Annotated in this window: 26 protein-coding genes; 10 read left to right on the top strand and 16 right to left on the bottom strand. The window is 41.7% G+C overall.

The window, feature by feature from the left end; all coding sequences use genetic code 11:
- Positions 1-19: 19 nt before the first annotated feature.
- The 7 genes from rimI to M5F03_RS05715 all read right to left on the bottom strand — a co-directional run bounded on the left by rimI (position 20) and on the right by M5F03_RS05715 (position 7854).
- Entirely contained in the window at positions 20-478 is a 459-nt protein-coding gene (rimI, locus tag M5F03_RS05745) for a ribosomal protein S18-alanine N-acetyltransferase (RefSeq protein ID WP_180010018.1), read from the bottom strand.
- Positions 479-595: 117 nt separating this feature from the next.
- Positions 596-1477, bottom strand: coding sequence for a metal-dependent hydrolase (locus M5F03_RS05740; RefSeq protein ID WP_180121240.1), 882 nt, complete (start codon positions 1475-1477; stop codon positions 596-598).
- A 216-nt stretch (positions 1478-1693) separates the two neighbouring features.
- Complete coding sequence (gene tuf / locus M5F03_RS05735; RefSeq protein ID WP_249707376.1) at positions 1694-2854, bottom strand: elongation factor Tu; 1161 nt, start codon at positions 2852-2854, stop codon at positions 1694-1696.
- Positions 2855-2947: 93 nt separating this feature from the next.
- Positions 2948-5083: an elongation factor G gene (fusA, locus tag M5F03_RS05730; protein ID WP_111885035.1), complete on the bottom strand. Its 2136-nt coding sequence runs from the start codon at positions 5081-5083 to the stop codon at positions 2948-2950.
- 131 nt (positions 5084-5214) lie between these two features.
- A complete protein-coding gene (rpsG, locus tag M5F03_RS05725; protein ID WP_005011815.1) occupies positions 5215-5685 on the bottom strand; it encodes a 30S ribosomal protein S7 in 471 nt (156 codons plus the stop codon).
- A gap of 178 nt (positions 5686-5863) precedes the next feature.
- A complete protein-coding gene (gene rpsL / locus M5F03_RS05720) occupies positions 5864-6238 on the bottom strand; it encodes a 30S ribosomal protein S12 (protein WP_000246374.1) in 375 nt (124 codons plus the stop codon).
- 155 nt (positions 6239-6393) lie between these two features.
- Positions 6394-7854, bottom strand: a complete 1461-nt coding sequence (locus tag M5F03_RS05715; protein ID WP_249707374.1) for an EcsC family protein — start codon at positions 7852-7854, stop codon at positions 6394-6396.
- A 273-nt stretch (positions 7855-8127) separates the two neighbouring features.
- On the opposite strand from M5F03_RS05715, the gene M5F03_RS05710 reads away from it, so the two are divergent.
- Both M5F03_RS05710 and hemJ read left to right on the top strand, forming a co-directional pair.
- Positions 8128-9357, top strand: coding sequence for a beta-ketoacyl synthase N-terminal-like domain-containing protein (locus tag M5F03_RS05710; RefSeq protein WP_111885033.1), 1230 nt, complete (start codon positions 8128-8130; stop codon positions 9355-9357).
- Positions 9358-9425: 68 nt separating this feature from the next.
- The gene (gene hemJ, locus M5F03_RS05705) at positions 9426-9878 is read left to right on the top strand and encodes a protoporphyrinogen oxidase HemJ (RefSeq protein WP_180077409.1); all 453 of its coding nucleotides are present in this window, start codon (positions 9426-9428) and stop codon (positions 9876-9878) included.
- Between the two features lie 227 nt (positions 9879-10105).
- On the opposite strand, the gene M5F03_RS05700 is transcribed toward hemJ, so the two are convergent.
- The gene (locus M5F03_RS05700; protein ID WP_249707372.1) at positions 10106-10816 is read right to left on the bottom strand and encodes a GntR family transcriptional regulator; all 711 of its coding nucleotides are present in this window, start codon (positions 10814-10816) and stop codon (positions 10106-10108) included.
- A gap of 22 nt (positions 10817-10838) precedes the next feature.
- Here M5F03_RS05700 and lhgD point away from each other — a divergent pair, with 22 nt between their 5' ends.
- Together lhgD and M5F03_RS05690 are read left to right on the top strand one after the other, a co-directional pair.
- A complete protein-coding gene (gene lhgD / locus M5F03_RS05695; RefSeq protein ID WP_249707370.1) occupies positions 10839-12047 on the top strand; it encodes an L-2-hydroxyglutarate dehydrogenase in 1209 nt (402 codons plus the stop codon).
- Positions 12048-12079: 32 nt separating this feature from the next.
- Entirely contained in the window at positions 12080-13387 is a 1308-nt protein-coding gene (locus M5F03_RS05690; protein WP_180172207.1) for an MFS transporter, read from the top strand.
- A 109-nt stretch (positions 13388-13496) separates the two neighbouring features.
- Here the strand turns inward: M5F03_RS05690 and lysM are convergent, their stop codons facing one another.
- The 6 genes from lysM to M5F03_RS05660 all read right to left on the bottom strand — a co-directional run bounded on the left by lysM (position 13497) and on the right by M5F03_RS05660 (position 17218).
- Positions 13497-13970, bottom strand: a complete 474-nt coding sequence (lysM, locus tag M5F03_RS05685; RefSeq protein WP_078190053.1) for a peptidoglycan-binding protein LysM — start codon at positions 13968-13970, stop codon at positions 13497-13499.
- A 191-nt stretch (positions 13971-14161) separates the two neighbouring features.
- Entirely contained in the window at positions 14162-14398 is a 237-nt protein-coding gene (gene acpP / locus M5F03_RS05680) for an acyl carrier protein (RefSeq protein ID WP_078190054.1), read from the bottom strand.
- 85 nt (positions 14399-14483) lie between these two features.
- Complete coding sequence (gene fabG, locus M5F03_RS05675) at positions 14484-15218, bottom strand: 3-oxoacyl-ACP reductase FabG (protein WP_078190055.1); 735 nt, start codon at positions 15216-15218, stop codon at positions 14484-14486.
- Positions 15215-16195, bottom strand: a complete 981-nt coding sequence (gene fabD / locus M5F03_RS05670; RefSeq protein WP_168379587.1) for an ACP S-malonyltransferase — start codon at positions 16193-16195, stop codon at positions 15215-15217. The genes fabG and fabD overlap by 4 nt, the downstream gene beginning before the upstream one ends.
- A gap of 205 nt (positions 16196-16400) precedes the next feature.
- Complete coding sequence (rpmF, locus tag M5F03_RS05665) at positions 16401-16583, bottom strand: 50S ribosomal protein L32 (protein ID WP_004279227.1); 183 nt, start codon at positions 16581-16583, stop codon at positions 16401-16403.
- A 77-nt stretch (positions 16584-16660) separates the two neighbouring features.
- Positions 16661-17218 carry a YceD family protein gene (locus M5F03_RS05660; RefSeq protein ID WP_078194223.1) on the bottom strand — a complete coding sequence of 186 codons (558 nt, stop codon included), beginning with the start codon at positions 17216-17218 and terminating at the stop codon, positions 16661-16663.
- A 97-nt stretch (positions 17219-17315) separates the two neighbouring features.
- Here M5F03_RS05660 and M5F03_RS05655 point away from each other — a divergent pair, with 97 nt between their 5' ends.
- The 3 genes from M5F03_RS05655 to M5F03_RS05645 all read left to right on the top strand — a co-directional run bounded on the left by M5F03_RS05655 (position 17316) and on the right by M5F03_RS05645 (position 19115).
- Positions 17316-17978: an elongation factor P hydroxylase gene (locus M5F03_RS05655; RefSeq protein ID WP_249707368.1), complete on the top strand. Its 663-nt coding sequence runs from the start codon at positions 17316-17318 to the stop codon at positions 17976-17978.
- A gap of 89 nt (positions 17979-18067) precedes the next feature.
- A complete protein-coding gene (locus M5F03_RS05650) occupies positions 18068-18685 on the top strand; it encodes an L-threonylcarbamoyladenylate synthase (RefSeq protein ID WP_078190059.1) in 618 nt (205 codons plus the stop codon).
- 103 nt (positions 18686-18788) lie between these two features.
- Positions 18789-19115 (top strand): hypothetical protein, encoded by a 327-nt coding sequence (locus M5F03_RS05645; protein ID WP_233944504.1) that lies wholly within the window; start codon positions 18789-18791, stop codon positions 19113-19115.
- Positions 19116-19129: 14 nt separating this feature from the next.
- On the opposite strand, the gene M5F03_RS05640 is transcribed toward M5F03_RS05645, so the two are convergent.
- Positions 19130-19849, bottom strand: coding sequence for a GNAT family N-acetyltransferase (locus M5F03_RS05640; protein ID WP_249707359.1), 720 nt, complete (start codon positions 19847-19849; stop codon positions 19130-19132).
- Positions 19850-20188: 339 nt separating this feature from the next.
- Here M5F03_RS05640 and M5F03_RS05635 point away from each other — a divergent pair, with 339 nt between their 5' ends.
- The 3 genes from M5F03_RS05635 to rluB are packed head-to-tail and all read left to right on the top strand — an operon-like array spanning position 20189 to position 22736.
- Positions 20189-20983: a segregation and condensation protein A gene (locus M5F03_RS05635; RefSeq protein WP_078190062.1), complete on the top strand. Its 795-nt coding sequence runs from the start codon at positions 20189-20191 to the stop codon at positions 20981-20983.
- Positions 20980-21576, top strand: coding sequence for an SMC-Scp complex subunit ScpB (gene scpB / locus M5F03_RS05630; protein WP_078190063.1), 597 nt, complete (start codon positions 20980-20982; stop codon positions 21574-21576). The genes M5F03_RS05635 and scpB overlap by 4 nt, the downstream gene beginning before the upstream one ends.
- A gap of 41 nt (positions 21577-21617) precedes the next feature.
- The gene (gene rluB, locus M5F03_RS05625; protein ID WP_180008188.1) at positions 21618-22736 is read left to right on the top strand and encodes a 23S rRNA pseudouridine(2605) synthase RluB; all 1119 of its coding nucleotides are present in this window, start codon (positions 21618-21620) and stop codon (positions 22734-22736) included.
- A 51-nt stretch (positions 22737-22787) separates the two neighbouring features.
- On the opposite strand, the gene M5F03_RS05620 is transcribed toward rluB, so the two are convergent.
- On the bottom strand, positions 22788-24527 hold the full coding sequence (locus M5F03_RS05620) for an ABC transporter ATP-binding protein (protein ID WP_249707357.1): 1740 nt from the start codon (positions 24525-24527) through the stop codon (positions 22788-22790).
- Positions 24528-24531 lie beyond the last annotated feature (4 nt).

Genomic DNA, 24531 nt, shown 5'->3' with positions numbered 1-24531 from the left:
TTGATCACTCTTCACCGCTTTATTTAAATAAAGCTGCAAAATCATCACCACAAGTCTTCACCATAATAATGGCGTGCTCACGAGTTCCATCGGCATTTGGATAATAATTCTTTCGCAAATCGATTTGATGAAAATCCGCTTTTTCATATAAACGGATCGCTGGATGATTACCTTCTCGCACTTCTAAGAAGATTTGAATGGGTTTATTTTTGAGTAAGGCAATAGATTCATCGAGTAATTGAAAACCTAATCCTTTGCCTTGCTGGCTCGGATCGATCGCCATTAACAATAAATTTGCTTCATCTAGAACGGGTTGTAAAATGCAAAAACCTACAACTTTTCCTTGTCGCTCAATCACCGTACTTTGATAGGCAGCAATCGATTCTTGAAATTGTTTTATGGTCCAAGGATGGCTTTGTACGCGGCGCTCGATATCGTAAACCTGCTGGACATCAGCGTCTTGCATCAAACGAATCATCTTCGTTTATCTTTCTATAGCTAGGGTATGCGCATTATAAAAAGTTTGTCTATAAAGTTGAATAAAAAAAAGAGCGATTTACATCGCCCTTCTGAAAAAGTCACCACAGCGCTGTGATTAGAGACCCAAATATGCTTTCCACGTTTTTAACAAACCAGAAGTATCTAAATCATTCGGGTGAAAACCTGGTTTAAAATACATCAGCATTTCTTTACCCATACCAGTGATGATGCCTTTTGAAGGGCTATAACCATAGGTATAAATATCTTTTAATGCTTCAAAATTAAGCTTGTTATCTTCTTTTAATAAACGAGCGACAAAATAACTTTGTACGAAGAATAAAGTCACCATTGCGCCAATCAATGAACCTGTACGGAGTGCGTAGGCCTTTATTCCCTGACCAAAGACACCTTCAAATACATCATAAGCTACGGCTTTATGCTCATTTTCTTCAATTGCATGCCATAACCACATATTTTTCATGGTTTCATCAGTCATTAAGGCTTGAATATGTGGATTAACCAATAACTGTGAAGCAATCGTTGCAGTGAAATGCTCAAGTGCCGTAGTTGCAGTAAGATCCACCATTTCTTGAGTAATACCAACAGGTTTACCAATACGTGCAAAGACTTTACGCACACCTTGGATAACGCGACCCGTTGCCTTATCAAGTGTTTCGACATCATGTCCGTATTTTTGTGCAGAAGCATTAAAACCCTCATGCTCTTGCGTATGCATTGCTTCTTGACCAATGAAAGCACTAATTTCTTTTTGTAGGGCTTCATTATTTGCGATCGATGGGTGTTTACGTACTGCACGCACACTATCAATAAAGAACATTTCACCCGCGGGAAATAAAGCAGACAATGCGGTCATAAAATGTGTCAAACCTGCTGAGCCATTCATCCAGTACTCTGGTACCGCATCAAAATCAAAATTCATGCGACGTACAGGGAAACTTGCACCTGCTCGATTAGTAATCTTTACTTTAGCGTTCATGCCTAACTCCTTTTTGAGTTATGAAATACTCAAACTTTTATTGGTTTTCTTGAGTTCATATTACGGTTTTATTGACGCGTAATTATTTCAGTTAAGGACAGTGAATTATCACTAAAGGACAGCTTTAAAAAATATTGTCAGACAATTTTCCTATCACATTGAATAAGCATAAAAAAAAGCGCCTCAAAGAGGCGCTTTTTTACACACATTTAGTGATTATGCAGTTACTTTAGAAACTACACCCGCACCAACTGTACGACCACCTTCACGGATCGCGAAGCGTAAGCCAGCGTCCATTGCGATTGGGTGGATTAATTCTACTGACATTTCTACGTTGTCACCAGGCATAACCATTTCAACGCCTTCTTTAAGCGAGATCGCACCAGTTACGTCAGTTGTACGGAAGTAGAACTGTGGACGGTAACCGTTAAGGAATGGAGTATGACGGCCACCTTCGTCTTTAGAAAGTACGTATACTTCTGCGTCGAATTTAGTATGCGGTTTGATTGTACCTGGTTTAGCAAGTACTTGACGTAGAAGAACACCACAGTTCTCGCCCGCACGACCTTCATCAAGAAGTTTACGGAACATTTCTACGCCAGTTACAGTTGTTTTAACTGTATCTTTAATACCAACGATTTCAACTTCTTCGCCTACTTTCACGATACCAGTTTCAACACGGCCAGTTACTACTGTACCACGACCTGAAATTGAGAATACGTCTTCGATTGGCATAAGGAATGCTTGGTCGATAGCACGTTCTGGTTCTGGGATGTAAGAGTCAAGAGCTTCAACAAGAGCAACTACAGCATCTTCGCCGTATTGACCAGCTTCACCATTAAGCGCTGCAAGAGCAGAACCACGGATTACTGGAGTGTCGTCGCCTGGGAAGTCATAAGTAGAAAGAAGTTCACGAACTTCCATTTCTACTAGTTCAATTAGCTCTTCATCATCAACGATGTCACATTTGTTCAAGAACACAACGATGTAAGGTACACCTACCTGACGAGAAAGCAGGATGTGTTCACGAGTTTGTGGCATAGGACCATCAGTCGCTGAACAAACCAGGATCGCACCGTCCATCTGAGCCGCACCAGTGATCATGTTTTTAACATAATCGGCGTGACCTGGACAGTCTACGTGAGCGTAGTGACGGATTGGAGAATCGTATTCTACGTGTGAAGTATTAATTGTAATACCACGTGCTTTTTCTTCTGGTGCAGAGTCGATTGCAGCGTAATCTTTCGCTTCACCACCGAATTTTTTTGCACATACAGTTGCAATTGCAGCTGTTAAAGTAGTTTTACCGTGGTCGACGTGACCAATTGTACCCACGTTAACGTGTGGCTTATTACGTTCGAACTTAGCCTTAGCCATGAGATCTTCCTTTTTAAACTACTCATGCAGGGATACTGCATGAGCATTTGGTTTTTAACTATGAATTAGTTTGGGCTTATAGTAATCGAAAGATTACTCGTCGTCACCTTTTTTACCGCCAGATTGGAACTTAGCGATGATGCCTTCAGCCACGTTACGTGGTGTTTCAGCGTATTTAGCGAATTCCATAGAATAAGTCGCACGACCTTGAGACATAGAACGCATATGAGTTGCGTAACCAAACATCTCAGAAAGTGGAACTTCTGCACGGATAGCTTTAGTACCACCAGGTAAATCGTCCATACCTTGAACAAGACCACGACGACGGTTTAAGTCACCCATGATATCGCCCATGTAGTCTTCTGGAGTTTCTACTTCAACTTTCATGATAGGCTCAAGAAGAACAGGATCTGCTTTCATGAAACCGTCACGGAATGCGTAAGAACCAGCCATTTTGAACGATAATTCGTCAGAGTCGACGTCATGGTAAGAACCATCGAACAATGTCGCTTTGATGCCAACAACTGGATAACCAGCTAGGACACCATTCTTCATACGTTCTTGGATACCTTTGTCAACCGCACCGAAGAATTCTTTAGGTACTACACCACCAACAACTTCTTCAGCGAACTCGTAGTCTTTACCAGCATCTTCAGCAAGTGGTTCTAAACGTACGTATACGTGACCAAACTTACCTTTACCACCAGTTTGACGTACGAACTTACCTTCTTGTTCAACTGACTTTTTAATAGTTTCACGATACGCAACCATTGGTTTACCAATGTTCGCTTCAACGTTGAATTCACGCTTCATACGGTCAACAATAATGTCAAGGTGAAGCTCACCCATACCAGCAATAATTGTTTGACCAGATTCTTCGTCAGTACGTACGCGGAATGAAGGATCTTCTTTCGCCAAACGACCTAAAGCAACTGACATTTTTTCTTGGTCTGCTTTAGTTTTAGGCTCAACCGCAAGCGCAATTACTGGCTCTGGGAATTCCATACGCTCTAGTGTAATTACATTATTTTCATCACATAATGTATCACCAGTAGTAGTATCTTTAAGACCTACACATGCTGCGATATCACCCGCACGAATTTCTTCAATATCGTGACGGTCATTTGCGTGCATCTGTACGATACGGCCAACACGTTCGCGCTTCATTTTAACTGGGTTATAGCAAGGGCTACCTGCTTTAAGCACACCAGAGTAAACACGTACGAATGTTAAGTTACCTACAAATTTGTCGTTCATGATTTTGAACGCAAGCGCAGAGAACGGAGCATCATCAGACGCTTCACGAGAACCTTCAGTTTCGTCTTTGTCGTCAAGGATACCTTTAATCGCCTCGACATCAGTCGGCGCAGGTAAGAATTCAATTACAGCATCCAACATACGTTGAACACCTTTGTTTTTGAACGCTGAACCACAAAGCATTGGTTGAATTTCATTCAACAATGTACGTGCACGTAAACCTGAAACGATTTCTTCTTTAGTTAACTCACCTTCTTCAAGGTACTTGTCCATGAGTTCTTCTGATGCTTCCGCAGCAGCTTCAACCATGTTAGTACGCCATTCGTTAGCAGTATCAACTAATTCAGCAGGGATTTCGCCATATTCAAACTTCATACCTTGAGACGCTTCGTCCCAGATAATCGCTTTCATTTCGATTAGGTCAACAACACCCTGGAAGTTTTCTTCTGCACCGATTGGAACAACGATTGGCACTGGATTACCACCAAGACGTGTTTTAACTTGTTCAACAGCACGGAAGAAGTTCGCACCAGTACGGTCCATTTTGTTCACGAATGCAATACGTGGAACTTTATATTTATTTGCTTGACGCCATACAGTTTCAGACTGAGGTTGTACACCACCTACAGCACAGTAAACCATGCATGCACCGTCAAGAACACGCATAGAACGTTCAACTTCAATAGTGAAGTCTACGTGTCCTGGGGTATCAATTACGTTAATACGGTGCTGTTCGAATTGGTTACCCATCCCTTTCCAGAAGCATGTTACTGCCGCTGAGGTAATAGTAATACCACGTTCTTGCTCTTGTTCCATCCAGTCTGTAGTTGCAGAACCTTCGTGAGTTTCACCAAGTTTGTGACTCTCACCTGTGTAGAACAAAATACGTTCTGAAGTGGTAGTTTTACCAGCATCAATGTGCGCAGAGATACCAATGTTACGATAACGAGAAATTGGGGTTTGACGAGCCATGATTTCTAGCATTCCTAAATTTTGTTGTTTAAAACAGGACGCTTTAAGCTGCATAGCAACTTAAAGCGATTCGATGACAAAACAGTGACAACTGATTTGTCACCCTCCTGAATAGGGGCTGTTTTATCCGCTTAGAAACGGTAATGAGAGAAGGCTTTGTTGGCTTCAGCCATACGATGCACATCTTCACGTTTTTTGATCGCTGCGCCTTTACCTTCAGCTGCATCAAGCAACTCACCAGCAAGACGTAAAGCCATAGTTTTTTCAGAACGCTTAGCAGCAGCATCTACTAACCAACGCATAGCCAAGGCAGTACGACGGGATGGGCGTACTTCCATAGGCACTTGGTATGTAGCACCACCAACACGGCGTGCTTTTACTTCGACCATAGGACGAACTTTTTCAAGAGTAGTCTCGAAAAATTCAACTGGGTCTACTTTAGATTTTTCTTGAACGCGGTCTAAAGCACCGTAAACGATACTTTCAGCAATAGATTTTTTACCATCTTGCATTACGTGGTTCATGAATTTAGCGATTGTTTGGCTGCTGAACTTAGGATCCGGAAGGATTTCACGGGCAGCAACTACGCGACGTCTTGGCATTTTAATACACCTAATAAATATGACACTTCAGGTTACTCCAGCAGCTGCACAAAGTGTCATGTGCTTTCGCTGGCCTTACTATACGTCGCTTGGAATTTTCACAAAAAATGCAGAAATCAGACAAGCGAGACGATAAAGGATTGCAGTTCTAACGAACTAAGGAGTTAATCTTTTCAGATTATTTCTTAGGACGTTTAGCACCGTATTTAGAACGAGACTGGTTACGATCTTTAACACCAGCACAGTCTAAAGAACCACGAACGGTATGGTAACGTACACCTGGTAAATCTTTAACACGACCACCACGGATAAGAACAACACTGTGCTCTTGTAGGTTATGGCCTTCACCACCGATGTAGCTAGAAACTTCGAAACCTGAAGTTAAGCGAACACGGCAAACTTTACGCATTGCTGAGTTAGGTTTTTTAGGTGTAGTTGTGTAAACACGTGTACAAACACCACGACGTTGTGGACAAGCCTTCAACGCAGGAACTTTAGATTTTTCAACTAAAGTTGTACGACCCTTACGGATCAACTGATTTGTTGTTGCCATTTGGCAATTCTCCCGTTAATAAAAAGCCCCAAAAAATACTACTTTTTGAGGGCATGCAATTGTAAGCGAAGACTTAAAATTGGTCAACAATATACGATCATCGAAAACATTTATTCATCATGATTTGCGCAATTTTTCACCTACAAATAAATAGTTTATTTTTCAGAAGAATCTGCTGATTTTTTTGTAACTTTATCTACGGCTGCTGTTTTGGCTTTACGCGGCTTAGTTTTAGGTGCAGCTTTAGCCACAGGGACATCATCTTCCTGCACGGCTTCCAACGCATCAAACTCATCTTTTTCAGCTAAAGCAGGTTTTTGCGCAGCCCCGGGTGCATGAGGCTCAACAACTTTCTCCGCAAGTGCCTCCAAACCTTCTGAGACTTTTTGTTCCTGCTCTACTTCCACTTCGGCTGCATCAGAGTTTTTAACTTGTGCTTTTTTAGTGACTTTTACTGCGCGGATACTCTCATGACCTGTAACATCTATGGTCTGATCTAGTACTGGCTCAGCCAAATCAATATCTTTCGCCTTAATACCTTCTAGTAATTTAGGTGTTGCTTGAGCAAGCAACTCAAGAGAACGCTCATAGGCATGTAAAGGTGACAAGCTAATATCCTGATGCTGCAAAATATATTGGCGCGCATTAGAAAAGACTTGCTGTGCCTTCTGATTCACTTCATCCACTAAACGGCGACTATACACCACACTTACACCAACACTCGCCACAGGAGATAATCGTGATAGCTGATTTAACAATGAAACTTTTGGCATTTGATTGAGCCATGCCCACTTAAACTGACCATTTTCATCTAGTACATATTTTTTCAATGCTGCTGCATCAGTATCTGAACCCACCAATTGCTGCAATTGATGTAAATCACTATTTTGTAGCGTACTACTCAGAGCTTTTATTGCCATAAGCAAAGTTTGTTTTTCTGCAATTAAACTCAAGTCGACCTGTTTAAAAATAAACTGAACAATATCTTGGTCACTTTCTTTACTTAAATCGAAACCATAAGAACGTCCAACTTGATAAATCACTCGCAGAGTCATAATCAGTGAAGCAGGGATATCAATACTTGAACCAATGACACCTGTCGCACCTGTTAAAGCCCCTTGAATCGAAGCAAGCCATTTATTTTGCTCACCCAGAGCCTGACTAATGCGACGCGAACGATCGACATCTTGTGTCAACTCTTCTAAATCACGTACCCCAGCTTCATCCAATACAGCATCTACAGATGAAATATCCGAACTAAAATGATTAAGTCGATCAAATAAATAATCAGAAATTTTGTCACTAAATTGAGGAGCAACAAAATTAGCCACATTATTTACAGTATTAAAATGTCGACCGAATAATTGTCTAGAAACATTTGGAACGTGTTCACGTAAGATTTGCTGAGGATTATCATATTTTTTTACATCAAATACGCCCGCTTGCCTTGACTGACCCTCCAAGTTTTGACCATTTTTTTGAGGTTGAATGACCTTAGTTACGGATTCTGGTGCGACATGATTAATGATGGACACCCCAGTAGAACTGAGCTTTTTAGCCACTCCAAAGGCGTTTGAGAGTAGACCTGCCGTTGGTTTATTATTCGTTTTCACCATTCCCTACCTCATTAAAACTATTCTTGAAATTATTGATAAATACTAGGTGTAGTCAAACTTTATCACAACTTGAATATGTATCTTTAAGTTAAGTTTTTTGCTGCAAAGTTGCAAATTAGCTCAGTCAACAATAGGCATAGGATTTGCCATAAGAATTCAAAAAGCTTTCTGCTATCATTATTCCAATCAAATTATATGAGTTCGCCTATTTAGAAAGTTTCCTTCGTATACTTTCAATAGCTTGCTCACACACTACCTATAAAGGATCTGTAGATGAAACGTGTTGTAATCACTGGTATGGGCATCAACTCATGCATTGGTAATACATTAGAAGATGTCACTCATTCTTTGCAAAACGGGATTTCTGGAACACGTTTCAACCCAAGTTATGCTGAACTTAATTTTAAAAGTCATGTCAGTGCGGCTGCAGAACAAAACTTTGACGGTATTGACCGCCGTTTAAAACGCTTTATGGGCGTATGCGCAATGTATGCATACAACTCAGCTTTGGCTGCGGTAGAAAATGCAGGCTTAACAGCAGAACAAATTGGCGGTAATCCACGTTACGGTATTGCGGGTGGTTCAGGTGGTGGTTCAACTGCATCTGTTGTTGAAATGAAAGAACTTCTAGACACCAAAGGTGCACGTAAAGTTGGGCCATTCTTTGTACCACGTAACATGACCAACACCATTACCGCAAACGTGGGTGTGGCATTTAAAATGCAAGGTATTGCACATACGATTACTAGCGCATGCGCAACATCTGCAGATGCCATTGGTTATGCATACAATTTGATTCAATTGGGCAAACAAGACTTAATGCTTGCTGGTGGTGGTGAAGAAGACCATTGGTCACAAAGTCTTTTATTTGATGCAATGGGTGCACTTTGTTCAAAATACAATGACACTCCTGAAACTGCTTCCCGCCCTTACTCTGCTGACCGTGACGGTTTCGTGATCGCTGGCGGCGGTGGCTTTGTTGTACTAGAGTCACTTGAACATGCTCAAGCACGTGGTGCAAATATTTTGGCTGAAGTTGTCGGCTATGCAGCAAATTCTGACGGCGCTGACATGGTTGCACCATCGGGCGAAGGTGCGACGCGTTGTATCCTTATGGCTTTAGAAGAAGCTAAACAACATGGTGTAGATACCATCGACTATGTTAATACACATGGTACATCTACTCCGGCAGGCGATGTCACTGAACTTAAAGCGATGGAGCGTGCTTTCGGTGAAGGACAAGTTCCTCCGCTCAGCTCGACCAAATCGATGACCGGTCACAGCCTGGGTGCTGCAGGTGTACAAGAAGCGATTTATTCTATTTTGATGATGCAAAATGACTTTATTGCACCAAATATCAACGTGACTGAACTTGACGAAGGTGCAAAACCTTTTGATATCGTACTTGAAAAACGTGATGCAAAATTGAATACTGTGATGAGTAACAGTTTTGGTTTTGGCGGTGTAAACGCTTGCCTCGTTTTCAAAAAATGGGAAGCATAATATAAAGTTTGCTGCTTTGGCGCTTCGGTGCCAAAGCACATACCCACCGCCCTTTTAAGGGTTAATATATGGATGCTCCATCAGATGCTTTCCTCTGGGTCAAAGCATTACATATCATCGCAGTTGTTTGCTGGTTCGCAGCGCTATTTTATCTCCCTCGCCTTTTTGTCTACCATGCTATGAGTGAAGATGCTACCAGTCATCAGCGCTTTCAAATCATGGAACGTAAGCTATACCGCGGCATTATGTGGCCCGCTATGATTGCTACACTGATCACGGCGCACTTCCTCGTCGATTGGGGTGATGCAACACGACACTACCATGAAGCGCTTTGGTTCTATTTAAAAGTTGGATTGGTTGGACTATTGGTGATATATCATTTTGTTTGTGGTTATTACCGTAAAAAGCTTATCGAAAATGCACATTATAAGTCGCATAAATTCTGGCGTTATTTTAATGAAATGCCCACTTTGATTTTATTTGCGGTTGTTATTTTAGTTGTAGTGAAGCCAAGCTTCTAATATTTCATATTCAAAAAAACCTCCAAATGGAGGTTTTTTTGAATTCATAGACATCAAATAAGCAAATTAATTAAAATAATTAAATCTTCATTATTTCAATGCCTTACGCTTAAATAATTTTTTTGTAGCATAAGCTTTTGAAAACTCAGACTAAAGTCTAAGCCATCTCAAGTAAAGACAAATATCTTTTCAATTTACCTGTTGCATGCAACATGCTAGTATCTATTTTATAACCAATTCAGATACTCACTTGTACTGCAGTCAGACCAACTACTGTCCCGCTTAGCTGATTCTTGGTTAATCAATAATGTCGCTGTATTGATGATATGTGTACGCATGCAATCTGCAGCCTTTTGCGCATCACCTGCAACTACCGCACTATGTAGTTCCAAGTGATCTTCAAAAGTCTGCATGCAGTTTCTTGAAGATGGAATAGTTGCAGAACCTGCAATCAAAACCTGATTTCGCGTATTACTGATAACGTCAATTGCCTTTTGATTACCCACAATTTGCAGCAATGCCAAATGATAGTCGCGGTCCGCTTTTAAAGTTCCTGTGATGTTTTCTGATGAAGCCTGTAGCTTGAATTCTTCAAACAAAGTATTCAAGCGCTCAATATCAGCCTTTGTTCGAACCTCTGCTGCACGATGAATTAGCGGAACTTCCAGCATGAGGCGAATTTGGAAAGACTCAATCATGGTAGGAAATGAAGTGGGAATAATGCGAATGCCTTTGTTCTTTTCAATTTTTACAATTCCAATCTTTTCCAGCATTTGAGCAGCTTCGCGAACGGGTGTGCGTGAAATGCCGCCCAGCATCTGACCCAATTCGGTTGCAGAATATAAAACATTGAATTGCAAATGATTATTAATAATTGCGTCCTGCAATATTTCAAATGCTTCTTCCGTCAATGTTTTAGGTTTTTGAATCAATTTCATGCTGTTTTACAAGGGAATAAATATGACTAACAAACATTATGCCATCATCGGAGGGGGAATCAATGGATTAGCTGTTGCCCGACAACTCCTTCTCGATTTCCCTGATGCCAATGTAACAGTCTTTGAAAAAGAAACAGAAGTTGCAATGCACCAATCTAGCCACAACTCAGGCGTTGTCCATGCGGGTCTTTACTATGAGCCAGGCGGCTTAAAAGCGCGTTTGTGCCGACGCGGTGCGGAATTGGTTCAGCAATATTGCACAGAAAACAATATTCCTTATGATGAGTGCGGCAAAGTAGTTGTTGCACTTTCAAAAGAAGAAGAAAGCCGTTTAGATGCCATCTATCAAAAATCGATTGCCAATAAAGTGCCTGATGTCCGCATTTTAACAGGCAACGAAATACAAGATGTAGAGCCAAACTGTATTGGCACTAAAGCGTTGTATTCTCCACGTACAGCCATTGTGAGCTATGGCGAAATTGCACGTCATATTGCGCAAGAAATTAAACAAAAAAATGGCACATTAGTCCTTGGTCGCAAGGTAGTGAACTTAACCGAGCAGCACAACAAAATCACCGTTCACTTTGAAGGCGGCGACCATTATTCAGAAGTATTTGACTATGTTGTGACTTGTGCAGGCTTACAGTCAGATCGTTTAGCAGCAAACTCTGGTGATATTGAAACTCCCAAAATTGTGCCTTTCTTTGGACAGTACTATGTCATTGATGAGCAATTTAAAAGCCATGTCAAAGGCCTAATCTACCCAGTGCCTGATCCTAAATATCCATTTTTAGGTGTGCACTTCACCAAACGCATTGACGGTCAAATGACCATTGGGCCAAATGCATTTATTTCTTTCGGCCGTGAAAATTATACAGGCAATAAATTCAATCTTTCAGATATTTACGACTTTCTAACGTACAAGGGTTTTTGGAAATTCTCATCGAAAAATATGTCTGCAGCTATGCGTGAACTTAGAACCGTACTGAGCCAGACTAACTTCGTTTCTGAAGCAGCCAAATACGTACCCTCACTTGCCGATGTATCAGTTGAGCCTGCAACACGCGGCATCCGCGCGCAAGCCATGGAATCTGATGGCTCGCTAGTAGATGATTTCGTCATCCGTAAGCAAGGCAATATTACCCATATCCGAAATGCACCATCTCCAGGGGCAACCTCATCCCTTGCGATTGCCGAATATATTGTTCGGGAAATTATGACGCACCACTAATTCATCAGGACACTCACTTAAAGGAATATTAAATGAGCAACATCAAAGAGACAGAAATCGAAAAAAAGAAGCGGCTAAAGAAGGTAGCCACTGCAACCATCGTTGGCTCCATGCTGGAATGGTATGACTTCTACCTCTATGCAACCATGGCTTCGATTGTATTTAGTAAGGTTTTTTTCGATAATTCAGATCCGGGCAGCGCAACCCTAAAAGCTTTTGCAACTTTTGCAATCGGCTTTATTGCCCGCCCTATTGGTGGTTTATTCTTTGGCTATTTTGGCGATAAATATGGCCGTAAGAAAATGCTATTTGTCACCTTTTTATTAATGGGGCTATGCACCACTGCAATTGGATTCATTCCGACTTATGAATCCATTGGTATTTGGGCTGCGGTATTACTGGTATTCTTCCGTATTATTCAAGGTCTTGGTGCGGGTGCGGAGTTTGCAGGCGCTGCCATTACATCTTATGAACATGCCTCTGAAGATAAGCGCGGCAGCCAAGGCGCTTGGCCTGCTCTCGGTCTAAATTTAGGTTTATTGCTTTCATCTCTAACCGTATTCTTGCTGACTTTAAATGGCGATGAATTCTTGGTGAATGGCGGCTGGCGTATTCCATTTATCCTTAGTTTTGTTCTAGTCCTTGTGGGCTTATGGGTTCGGAAGAGTCTGCCAGAAACTCCTGACTATGAAGAAGCGCATGTCACTAAAGCTAAAGTGAAAAACCCATTCAAAGACATCATGAAAACCAACATGAAAGGTTTAATGGTGGTGTTTATTGCAGCCATTGGCTACAACGCTTTGAGCTACATCTTTAAGACATTCTCCTTAGCCTATTTAACGCAATTTCAAGGCGTAAGCGCGCATGTCACATCTTTATCTGTGACCATTGCCAGTTTAGTGGCAATTTTCAGTGTGCCTTTCTTCGGCTGGCTATGCGATAAGTGGAACAGCAAAAAAGTGCTGATGATGGGCGGCTTTCTATCTGTACTCTTTGCCTATCCATTTATGAAACTTTTAGAAACGGGTGACAGCACTTCTATCTATATTGCGATTGCAATTGGTACAGGTCTTTTAGCACCAATGATGTTCGCACCACAAGGATCGTTCCTCAGTCGTCAATTTGCTGTCGAAAACCGCTCTACTGGTGTAAGTTCAGGTCGTGAAATTGGAACAGCCATCGCTGGCGGTTTAGCCCCTTTAGGTGCACTTTCCATGGTAGCTGCATCGCCAACACACTCAACAACCAGTGTTATTATTATTTTGGGCATCTCTGGCATTTTGGTGGCAATTGCTGCATTCTGCGATCAGGGCTATAAGTTTTCCAAACATAAAAATTAATATGGTGTATATATAAAAAAGGCGCATAAAGCGCCTTTTTTATATTGTTCGTTTTTACATTGCTCATATCTAAGATGAGCACTGAATAACAGCCCCTCCCTGCTTAATATTAGGCAGGAATACGCAGCACTTGCCCTGGGAAAATGTCATCGGCATTTTTTAACAAAGGACGGTTTGCTTCAAAAATTTTATTGTATTGATTTGCATCACCATAAAATTCTTTAGAGATTTTAGACAGGTTATCTCCCGACTTAACAGTATAGAACTTACTTTCAGGCTCAGGACTCGTCACTGTTAACTGATCATCTACTTGTGCCACATGATCAATATTCCCTACTGCTAAGATAATCTTTTCACGATCTGCTTGGCTTTGTACCTGACCTTTCACTGTTGCTAGATCTGAAGTACCGTTATAACTCACAGACAAACCAGTTACAGGCAAGCCCAGTGCTTTGATATGACCCAATAACTTATTGGCAATTTCTTGTGCAGATGGTTCAGAAGGTGTTGCTGGCGCTGCTTGAGGTTCCGCAGGCGCTGTATTTTTTTTACCAATACCTTTTACAAAATCAAAAAGACCCATATTTTTCTCCGTTGTTTTTACTGTTTTAAATCATTTAACTATTGTTCAAACTCTATTCTTATAGCTAAAAAATAACCGCTTTTGAGTTGTTGTTGGTGACAGAAACGTAAGCTAATGTAAAAACAAAATATTCGGCATAAAAAAAGCCACCGAATGGTGGCTTTTTAAATCAGCATCGCTGAAATCTAAAATCAACCTAGTTTCTTAGAAACATAGTCAATTGCAGATTGTACAGTAGTGATTTCGTTTGAATCTTCATCAGGAATAGTGATGTCGAAATCGTTTTCGAAAGACATAACTAATTCAACTAGGTCTAGAGAATCTGCACCTAAGTCATCCATGAAAGAAGCTTCGTTTTTGATCTCGTCTGCTTTAAGACCAAGTTGTTCAGCTACTGCTTGTTTTACGCGTTGTTCGATATCGCTCACAGGAATTCTCCTCATTGCTTGTGGCGTTTTTAATGCCGTTAGTTTAATTGAATCTAAATCGTTTTGAAAGTTTATACTTGAGCGCTTAGCTCATGTATAAACCACCATTTACATGTAATACAGTTCCGGTAATGTAACTTGCCTTTTCAGAAGCAAGAAAACTTACGGCATTTGCGATATCTTGTGGCTCACCTAAACGGTTTAAAGCCACTTGATCACTCATCTTTTTACGAATTTCTTCGCTTAACTGTTCTGTCATTTCTGTTGCAATAAAGCCCGGAGCCACTGCATTTACAGTGATTTGGCGGCTTCCCATCTCTTTTGCAAGGCTGCGACCAAAGGCCTCAATCCCTGCTTTTGCAGCAGAATAGTTTGCTTGTCCTGGGTTAGCAAAATGTGCAACCACAGAACTAATATTAATAATTCGGCCAAAACGTGCTTTGGTCATACCCTTTAAAACACGTTTAGAAAGTCGATAAACGGCTTTCAAATGAATGTTGAGAATGTCATCCCAATCATCTTCTGACATACGAAGTAACAAATTATCTTTGGTAATACCAGCATTGTTCACTAAAACCAATACTGAACCAAAGTTTTGCTCAATGTCTGATACCAATGCATCAATTGCAGTTGCATCACGTACATCTAGAACTTTACCCGCACCATTTTCAGCAAAAGCAGCAGATAATTTTTCTGCACCCGCTTCTGATGTTGCCGTACCTACAACAAAATAACCGTCTTGAATCAATTGCTGAGCAATTGCTGCTCCAATCCCTCGGCTCGCACCTGTTACTAAAGCAACTTTGCGTTCTTGTGTCATGCAATTTTCCCTTCTGCCACTAAAATGGCATTCAGTGCATCTTCCATACGACCTTTCGTGTCGAGTGGGAATGCTTTTTCAATATTTGGCAAACGTTTTGCGAGATTCGCAAGGACATTACCCGGACCACATTCAGCAATGTACTGAATACCCTGGTCTTGCAAATACTGCATGGTCTTTGTCCACTGTACAGATTGGTATAACTGTGCAGTTAACGCCTGACGTAATTGCGCTACATCAGTCGCGATTTCAGCGCCTACATTTTGTATTACAGGTATAGTAGGCAGCTCAATGGCAGTTTGTTCCAATGCTGTCGCAAACTGTTCAGCAGCAGGTTTCATCAATGCACAATGCGATGGCACAGAAACCGGAAGTGCGATTGCCTTACCGCCATTTTCTTTAGCAGCAGCCATAACCGCTTCAACCATGGCTTTATCGCCCGCAATGACAACTTGACCTTGTGCATTGTAGTTTGCAGCATCTACTGAACCTGGGCCTTCTGCTTGAGCACAAAGTTCAATGACTTTGGCATCATCTAGACCCAAAATTGCCGCCATTGCACCTTGACCTTCAGGTACAGCACTTTGCATTAACTGACCACGTAGGTTCACCAGTTTAACGGCATCACCTAGGCTCATCGCACCTGCAGCAACCAAGGCGCTGTATTCACCTAATGAGTGACCTGCAAGGTATTTCGGTGCAACACCACCTAACTCTAACCACACACGCCATAAAGCAATACTGGCAGTCAGTAGTACAGGTTGAGTAAATTCTGTTTGGTTTAACCCTTCACCACTTTGAGCAATTTGCCAAAGATCAAAACCAACTGCTTCTGATGCTTCTGCAAATGTTGCTTGCACACTACTAAACTGTTCTGCAAGTTCAGCGAGCATGCCGACTTTCTGTGACCCTTGACCCGGGAACACGAATGCAGTTTTAGTAGCTTGAGCTGCTTGCTCGAGTTGTTTAGCAGACATAAAAAAATCCTTTATCAAGACTGGTGAATTTATGCTATTTGGACATTTATTCAACACAATCCCATGTAAGCTTGTTTCAGGGACGGAAATTTAACACTTAATTTTTGTCTTGGTAATTGCCAAATGCAACAAAAAATCGGTACAAAAAAAGGGAGCTTAACGCTCCCATTTTTTCTACTAAGCTTGACGCTTAATACATCACCAATTATTCAGCAGATGCTTTAGCGAATAATTGACGACCACGGTAGATACCATCTTTAGATACGTGGTGACGACGGTGAGTCTCGCCAGTAGCTTGGTCTACAGTTAATGCATTCTCGGTTAAAGCGTCATGTGAACGGCGCATGTCACGGCGAGAGCGACTTTTACGGTTTTGCTGAACGGCCATGATGGCTCCTTACAAAGATCGAAAAAATGGATCAGAACAAATTCGATTGTCTTATACTCAAGAGTATAACACAAAAATTAGTTAAGTTTACCCTTCAAACCTGCCAAAACATCAAACGGGTTGTCCCGTTTTTCTTCAACAAGCTCTTCAGCGGCAGGTTGATGCTTATGTTCACAAGCGTCGTGCTTAGGTGACAAAGGCATCAACAATAACAATTCATCCTCTATCAGTGAGAGTAAATCAGCAGTCGCAGGCGCATCATATGAACCTTTGGTTGTTGCTTCACTTTCACCTAAAACGATGAAATCAGCATCCTCATCCAAGCGCTCTATCAGTGACTCGTCATCTACAAGAGCTAGATGAAAACTTGAAACAAGTGGGATCTCAACAGTATCCAGACAACGCTGGCATTCCATTGGAACATTTGTTTCAACATGACCATCTAGCCATACAATGCGATGATAAGCATCCATTGATAGCTTACAGTCTATGTTAATCAATTGATCATCAATTGATCCAACAGCTTCACGAGCAATACGAACAAAGCGAGATAATGGCAGTGTTCCTGACCATTTAAAGCCCTGTTCAGCCCATTTAAACGGCTCAATCTGTGCCGGAAAGGTATTTGCTGACATAATTAAGGCGGCAATTCTACAAATTCATCAGTACTCTGTCAAAGATTAAGATACAATTTTGTACTTATTTAGACAGACCATTTGGGTAACTTAAGTTATGCATCTGTTGCAGCCGCAAACAGAAGTGAATGTTTCATCACTTATGAGCACAATTTCAACGCTTGATTCTGACATTTCAACTAACCAAGTGCAACTCTCGGCTTGGGAGAAACTTTCCACAGAAACAGAACACGTCGATTGGCTCATCTTACACTTTAATCATTGGTTTTCCCACCTGAATGTGTGCTTAGTGAAAGGTGACTGTGAGCCCGAGTACTTTCCTGCCGATTCAAACGGCCCTGCCCGTATTCAATTTGCTCATGGTTATTTCAATAGCGCTTTGCATGAAATTAGCCATTGGACTATTGCTGGCGAGCAACGCCGTTTACTTCCCGATTTAGGCTATTGGTATGCACCAGATGGTCGTAGCAAAGAGCAACAAGCCCTCTTTGAACAAGTGGAGATTAAGCCCCAAGCGATCGAATGGTTATTTGCCAAAGCCTTTGGACGTAAATTTCGTGTCTCACTTGATAACCTCACTGGTGAAGGCGGTGATGGCAGTAGCTTTAAAGATAATGTCTATGCACAATTACAGGCTTATTTTAAAGGCGAAGCCAAACTTCCACGCGATGCTTGGCGCTTTATCCAATGCATTTGCCACTGTACACGTGCTGGCAAAATGTTACAGGCGAATGAATTTCAACGTGAAATGCTTGATTAAATTATACAATTTGACTGCATTTCACATTGCACAAAGCAAATAGACCGCGACATAATGTCTAGAGCTTTTAATAATAAGAGGAAAACGACATGTTGCATTTAAGAATACATCCGGAAAATCCTCAGCCCCGTTTAATTACGCAAGCCGTTGAACGGATTCGTGCCGGCGATGTGGTGGTTTATCCTACGGATGCCGCCTATGCCATCGGTTGCCAGATTGGGAACAAAAATGCCATGGAACGCATTGCCCAAATTCGTCAGCTCGATGCTAAACATCAATATGCGATTATTTGTGCAGATTTATCTGACATTGCCACTTATGCCAAAGTCGACAATGCCATGTATCGTTTATTGAAAAATAATACACCTGCAGTCACTACCTTTATTTTGCCTGCGACCAGTGAAGTTCCTCGCCGTTTAATGCATCCTAAAAAGAAAACCATTGGATTGCGTATTCCGAGCAACCCGATTTGCCAATTATTACTCAAAGAACTCGGTGAGCCGTTATTAACATCGACCTTAATTTTACCGGGCCAAAAAGAACCGATTGATGATCCTTACGAAATTGAACTGCAAATCGGCAAACGCATAGATGTATTGATTGATGGCGGTTTAGGTACTTTAAATACCACTAGCGTTGTAAACCTTGCAGGTGAATACCCTGAAGTGATTCGCCGTGGTGTCGGTGATGTCAGTGCCTTTGAATAGCATGTACTGTTAAATACATGCTGTTACCGATCAGAGGCACAGCATGTAAAGGTCATCTGCTCAAAACGCGGTTAAAGCACCTTTCGATAAAGGAATCGACCTGATGACTTTATTTCAGATTTTACTCAAGCTCCAAAATGCGACAGACCTCAGTGTCTCCGAGCAAAGCAGTCTCAATCATCTTGCTATATATGCCACTGAGCCTTGGACTTTAGAATCCACGGCTCAACTAAGGGCAATAGATAAAAATTTAATTTCACCAATAGCGACAACACAGCCGCAGGCTTTTTCTTACTTTCTACATGCATCAACGGTCAAATCGCTGTTTAAACGTAGAGCTAGTCAAAATCTCTGCTCGCAAGCACAGTGCCAACACATTATCGAATTTGCACTTGAACAAAGGGTCTTACTAACAGGCTTAAAACCTTGATAGTGTGCTTTTGCTCAAGCGCAATAAAGCTGCATAAATTCTTTTAAGTGAATTTTTTGTTGTCCCTGCTCATCAAAGTTGTTTGTATCGAGCCATGCTGCATATGCTTGAGACAACATTGGCCAATCCTGATCCAACATCGCAAACCAAGCAGTATCACGATTACGACCTTTCACTATCACATGTTGACGAAACAACCCTTCAAATTGAAAGCCAAAACGCAAAGCAGCGTTTTTCGAAGGCGTGTTCAAGTCATCACACTTCCACTCCACCCGTCGAAATCCCGCTGCAAAGCATGCTTTTAACAATAGATAAATGGTTTCTGTTGCTGCGGTTGATTGCTTCATTAAACTTGAAAAATAGACATTGCCAATTTCAATGACAGCATGTGCTGGGCGTACATTAAGCAAACCAACCCATCCTACAATGGCATCACCAACCTCAATGACATAATGCATCGAACCGGCAAAATGAAAGGATTGCTGAAAATAATCAAGCAATTGCTGCATGCTTTGAATTTGAGAATAAGGCAAATACGTCCAACAGCGTTCATCGGGTTCTTGTTGTACTGTCTGCCATAGCCGCTGTAAAAGACTATCATCAAGCTGATCGGGCAACATCGGAATAAGCCGAACAGATTGCCCCACTTCGGTTTTACATCTGAACTGGCAAGGTTCAAACTGCGTCAACGTCATCCCTACAGACTGACCCCATTGATTATATTGTTGTGGCATAGCTAATATTCTTTTAGTCAATTCAATCAAATCATTTCATGCTGGAAGCCCATCATCCATATATCACAGCTTAAATGAGTTCACGGTTTGATGAGTGTATTTTTTATAATTAACACAAGATGTGATCGATATCACAGCTTTAAAATTTTACATGTGTATAAATAAAGCCTATTCCCTATAAATTTTAAGTTTTTTACCCAATTCAACCGTTCAGTAATTTCTTTAAACGCATTTTTCCATTACACTATTCCCTATAACTTTTGTGCTTTTACTTTCGATGTGAGATCGAAGCGAAAGCTGTCTGCATGCCTTTGAAAATTCGCGTGGCCTATAATTGCAATGAACCAAACTGTCCATAATTCTATGGAAGATGCTCCACACATTCGCGTTTTGGATGAGTGGCAAGAAGCTATTCCAGAAGATTTGTACATTCCACCCGCTGCATTTGAAATTCTATTAGAGCATTTCGAAGGACCACTCGACTTTCTGATTTACCTGATTCAAAAAAATGGCTTCGACTTATTACAAGTCGATATTGCCCCAATTGCATCCCAATATTTGTCCTATATGGATGCAATGAAATCTCTAGATATTGAATTAACCGCAGACTATATGGTGATGGCAGCTCTATTGGCCGATTTAAAATCGCGTCTATTATTGCCAAAACCTAAATCGACCGCTGCACATGAACAAGATCCTAAACAAGAATTGATTGACCGTTTAGAAACGTATTTGCGCATCAAACAAGCTGCGGAAAGATTAGGTCAAATGTCAGTATTGGATCGAGATACATTCGATACCAATGTCAGTTTAGGAACGATTGTCGAAACCAATGATGGCTATGACATTCAATTACTTCGTGATGCCATACTCTGTGTCTTTAATCGACCAGAACCGGTTACCCACCAAATTTTACAAGAGCCTGTCTTACTCGAAGAACGTATTGCTTATATTGAAACTAAGCTAGAGTCAGGTGAAGTATTAGACTTTGCGGACTTACTCAAACCAAGCCAAGGCCGCATGGGTGTTGTCGTGACATTTATGGCCGTGTTGGAACTGACACGCCAACAAAAAGTCCAAATTGTCGCATCAGGTGTAGAAGCACCGCTTGCAATTCAGGGAGCACGTGCATGAACACTGAACTTAAACAAATGACTGCAGTGTCTTCAGAAGATAATCTGCATGAAATTTTGATGCAGCTTGAAGCCATTATTTTTGCCAGCGAAGCGGCGGTGAGTATTGCCCGTTTAAAAGAGGCTTTCCAAGACCGTTTCAGTAAAACCGAATTACGCCAATATTTGCAGCAACTTTCAATGCTGCAACACGGCAGATCAATTGAACTTGTTGAAACCGCTCAAGGTTTCCGTTTTCAAGTACGTGCAAAATATCGTAATATTATTGCACAGACCTGGCCTGAACGACCAACTCGTTTATCGCCATCCTTGCTCGAAACTCTTTCTGTCATTGCTTACCATCAACCGGTAACCCGCGCAGATATTGAGCAAATCCGCGGGGTGACCAACAATAGTCAAATTTTACGTACGTTATTTGACTGGAACTGGATTAAAGAATCTGGTTTTCGTGAACTCCCAGGACGACCCGCGTTGTTAGTTACAACGCCTCAATTTTTAAATGCTTTTGGTCTAACCTCTTTGGGCCAATTGCCTCCCCTGCAGGATGCCAAGGAAGCTTTTATGGCCCTCGATGCGAATGCACCGAAGTCATAAATAGGTGAACTGTTGATGATAATTTCTAAGGTTATGCTGTCATGAGTGAAAAATTGCAAAAGGTGCTCGCACGCGTTGGTTTGGGTTCTCGCCGTTATATGGAAGAAGTCATTGCCGCTGGTCGTGTGAGCGTAAATGGGCAAGTTGCCCAAGTGGGTGAACGTATTGAACCGGGTGATGAGCTTCGCATCGATGGTCGTAAAGTTCAGTTCCAAATTGAAGACGAAATTCGTCGCCGTGTGTTGATTTACTATAAACCAGAAGGCGAAATTTGTTCACGCAATGACCCTGAAAACCGTCCAACGGTATTTGAACAATTACCTCAAATTACAGGTGATCGTTGGGTGATGGTGGGTCGTCTAGATATTAACTCTACAGGTCTATTGCTGTTCACGAATGACGGTGAACTGGCGAACCGTTTAATGCACCCTTCTAGCGAAATCGAACGTGAATATGCCGTTCGTGTCATGGGTGAAGTCACCCCTCAGTTAAAAAACAACATGTTACAAGGCGTTGTTTTAGATGATGGCCCTGCAAAATTTGAGTCATTCTCTGAAATTGGTGGTGACGGTATTAACCGTTGGTATCAAGTGGTCGTAAAAGAAGGGCGTAACCGCGAAGTTCGTCGTATTTTCGAGTCTCAAGGCTTAAAAGTGAGCCGTCTTTTACGTACACGTTATGGTTCAGTAATTCTGCCACGCGAACTGCGTACTGGTCGCTGGATCGAGCTAGATAAACAAGATATCGACAATTTAACCAAGTCAGTTGAACTTAAACCACGTCAAGGTACTGGCCTGTTTGGTATGGCGAAACGTCGTACTGAACGTATGCAAGACAAACCAATGGCAGCACGTCGTGGTGGTTACTTACGCCAACAACGTCGTGACAGTGACGAAAACCAGCTACAACAAAGCAATGGTTATCAAGACAATCGTGGCGAACGTCGTACTGGTCGTACTGAAGGTGGTTTCCAAGGCAATGGATTTAACCGTTCAGAGCGTCGCAACGAAGGGTTCAACAATAACCGTAATGATCGCAACAGTGAAAACTTCGGTAACCGTGAACGTCGTAACGACAATTTTGGCAATCGTGAGCGTCGTAATGACTCTGTGCCAAGTCGCGCATTTAGCGGAAACAACAAAGGCTTTAAGAAATTTTAATTTCTTAAGTATAAAAAAACCGCTCATTTGAGCGGTTTTTTTATACCAACACTAAATAAATTGTTCAGTGGTTTGTGGAATCGCACTTAGCAAACGCTTGGTATATTCATGCTGTGGTGATCGATACAGCTCATCCGAGTTTGCAATTTCAACGATATCACCATGGTTCATCACCATGATTTGGTCAGAAATATATTTCACCACAGATAAATCATGTGAAATAAAGATATAGCTCAAACCAAATTCATCTTGTAAATCTTGCAATAAATTCAGAACTTGGGCTTGAACCGAAACATCTAGGGCAGAGACAGACTCATCACAGATTAAAATTTCTGGCTTTAAGGTCAAGCATCGTGCAATGGCAATACGTTGACGCTGACCACCAGAAAACTCATGTGGATAGCGATAAAATGCTTGGGCAGGCAAACTGACACGTTCAAGCAAATCAAACGCCATTTGCTCGCGTTCAGCATCATCCTTCCCTATCTGATGCACTTGCATCGGCTCCATGAGAATTTGCCCCACAGTAAATCGTGGATTAAGTGAAGCGTATGGGTTTTGGAAAATGATCTGTATTTTGCGCTGATATTGGGTAAATTCTTTTTCGCTCATCGCCAAAATATCATGACCTTCAAACAGTGCCTGACCACCTGTCGCTTCCTGTAGACGCATCAGTAAAAGGCCGATTGTAGTTTTACCTGAGCCAGATTCTCCAACCAACCCGAGCGTTTTACCTTTCGCCAGTTGAAACGAGACACCTTTGACCGCCTGATACTCATCCTTACCAAATAACCCCTTGCGACTATAAAACGATTTTTTTAAGTCTTTGACATCTAAAATAATCTGTTCATTACCCGTAAGACCACGCGTTCGTTGTCTACGGGTTTCCTCAGATAAATGCACATCCTCAATCAGCTCATCACCATTTTGACGCATAAAATCACTGATCATCGGTAATTTATAAGGACGCTCTGACATCTGTGGACGACACTTAAGCAAAGCTCGAGTGTAGATATCTTTAGGATGATCCAGCACTTCATTGACCAAGCCTTGTTCACGGATTTCTCCATGACGCATAACAATCACCTGATCGGCAATTTCGCTTACCAATGCTAAATCATGCGTAATGAACAGCATCGACATCTGACGGCGCTGACGCAGAGATTCCAGCAAGTCCAGAATCTGCTTTTGAATGGTGACATCAAGTGCCGTGGTCGGCTCATCGGCAATCAATAACTTCGGCTCACATGCAATCGCCATAGCAATCATGACACGTTGCTGTTGACCACCTGACATTTGGCTAGGATAGGCATCAATTTTCGTTTCAGGAGAAGGAATACCCACTTCCTTCAATAATTCCAAAGTCCGTGCTCTTGCCTGCTTACGTCCCATACCTAGATGAAGTCGTAATACTTCGGCAATTTGATCACCCACCGTAAAGACTGGATTGAGTGACGACATCGGTTCCTGAAAAATCATCGCAATATCTTTACCACAGATATTACGCATTTCTCTTGGAGACAGACTCAGTAAATCCTGCCCTTCAAAAACTATTTTACTACTTGCATCTATACGGCTTTGATCACGTGGCAACAGCCCCATAGTTGCCAACGAGGTCACCGACTTGCCACTGCCAGATTCTCCCACAAGTGCCACAGTTGTATTGGCAGGAATGTCAAAAGATATTCCTTTGACCGTTTCGATATAGCTTTTATCTTCGGCTTTAAAGCTCACTTTCAGGTTTTGAACACTGAGGAGCGTTGGTTTAACAGTTTGATTTTGTTCCGTCATCCTT

Origin of the sequence: Acinetobacter amyesii (genome assembly GCF_023499985.1) — a bacterium.
In the GTDB taxonomy this organism is placed as follows: Bacteria; Pseudomonadota; Gammaproteobacteria; order Pseudomonadales; family Moraxellaceae; genus Acinetobacter; species Acinetobacter amyesii.
The sequence above is the reverse complement of the archived record's forward strand: the minus strand, read 5'-3'. Positions and strand labels throughout refer to the sequence as shown.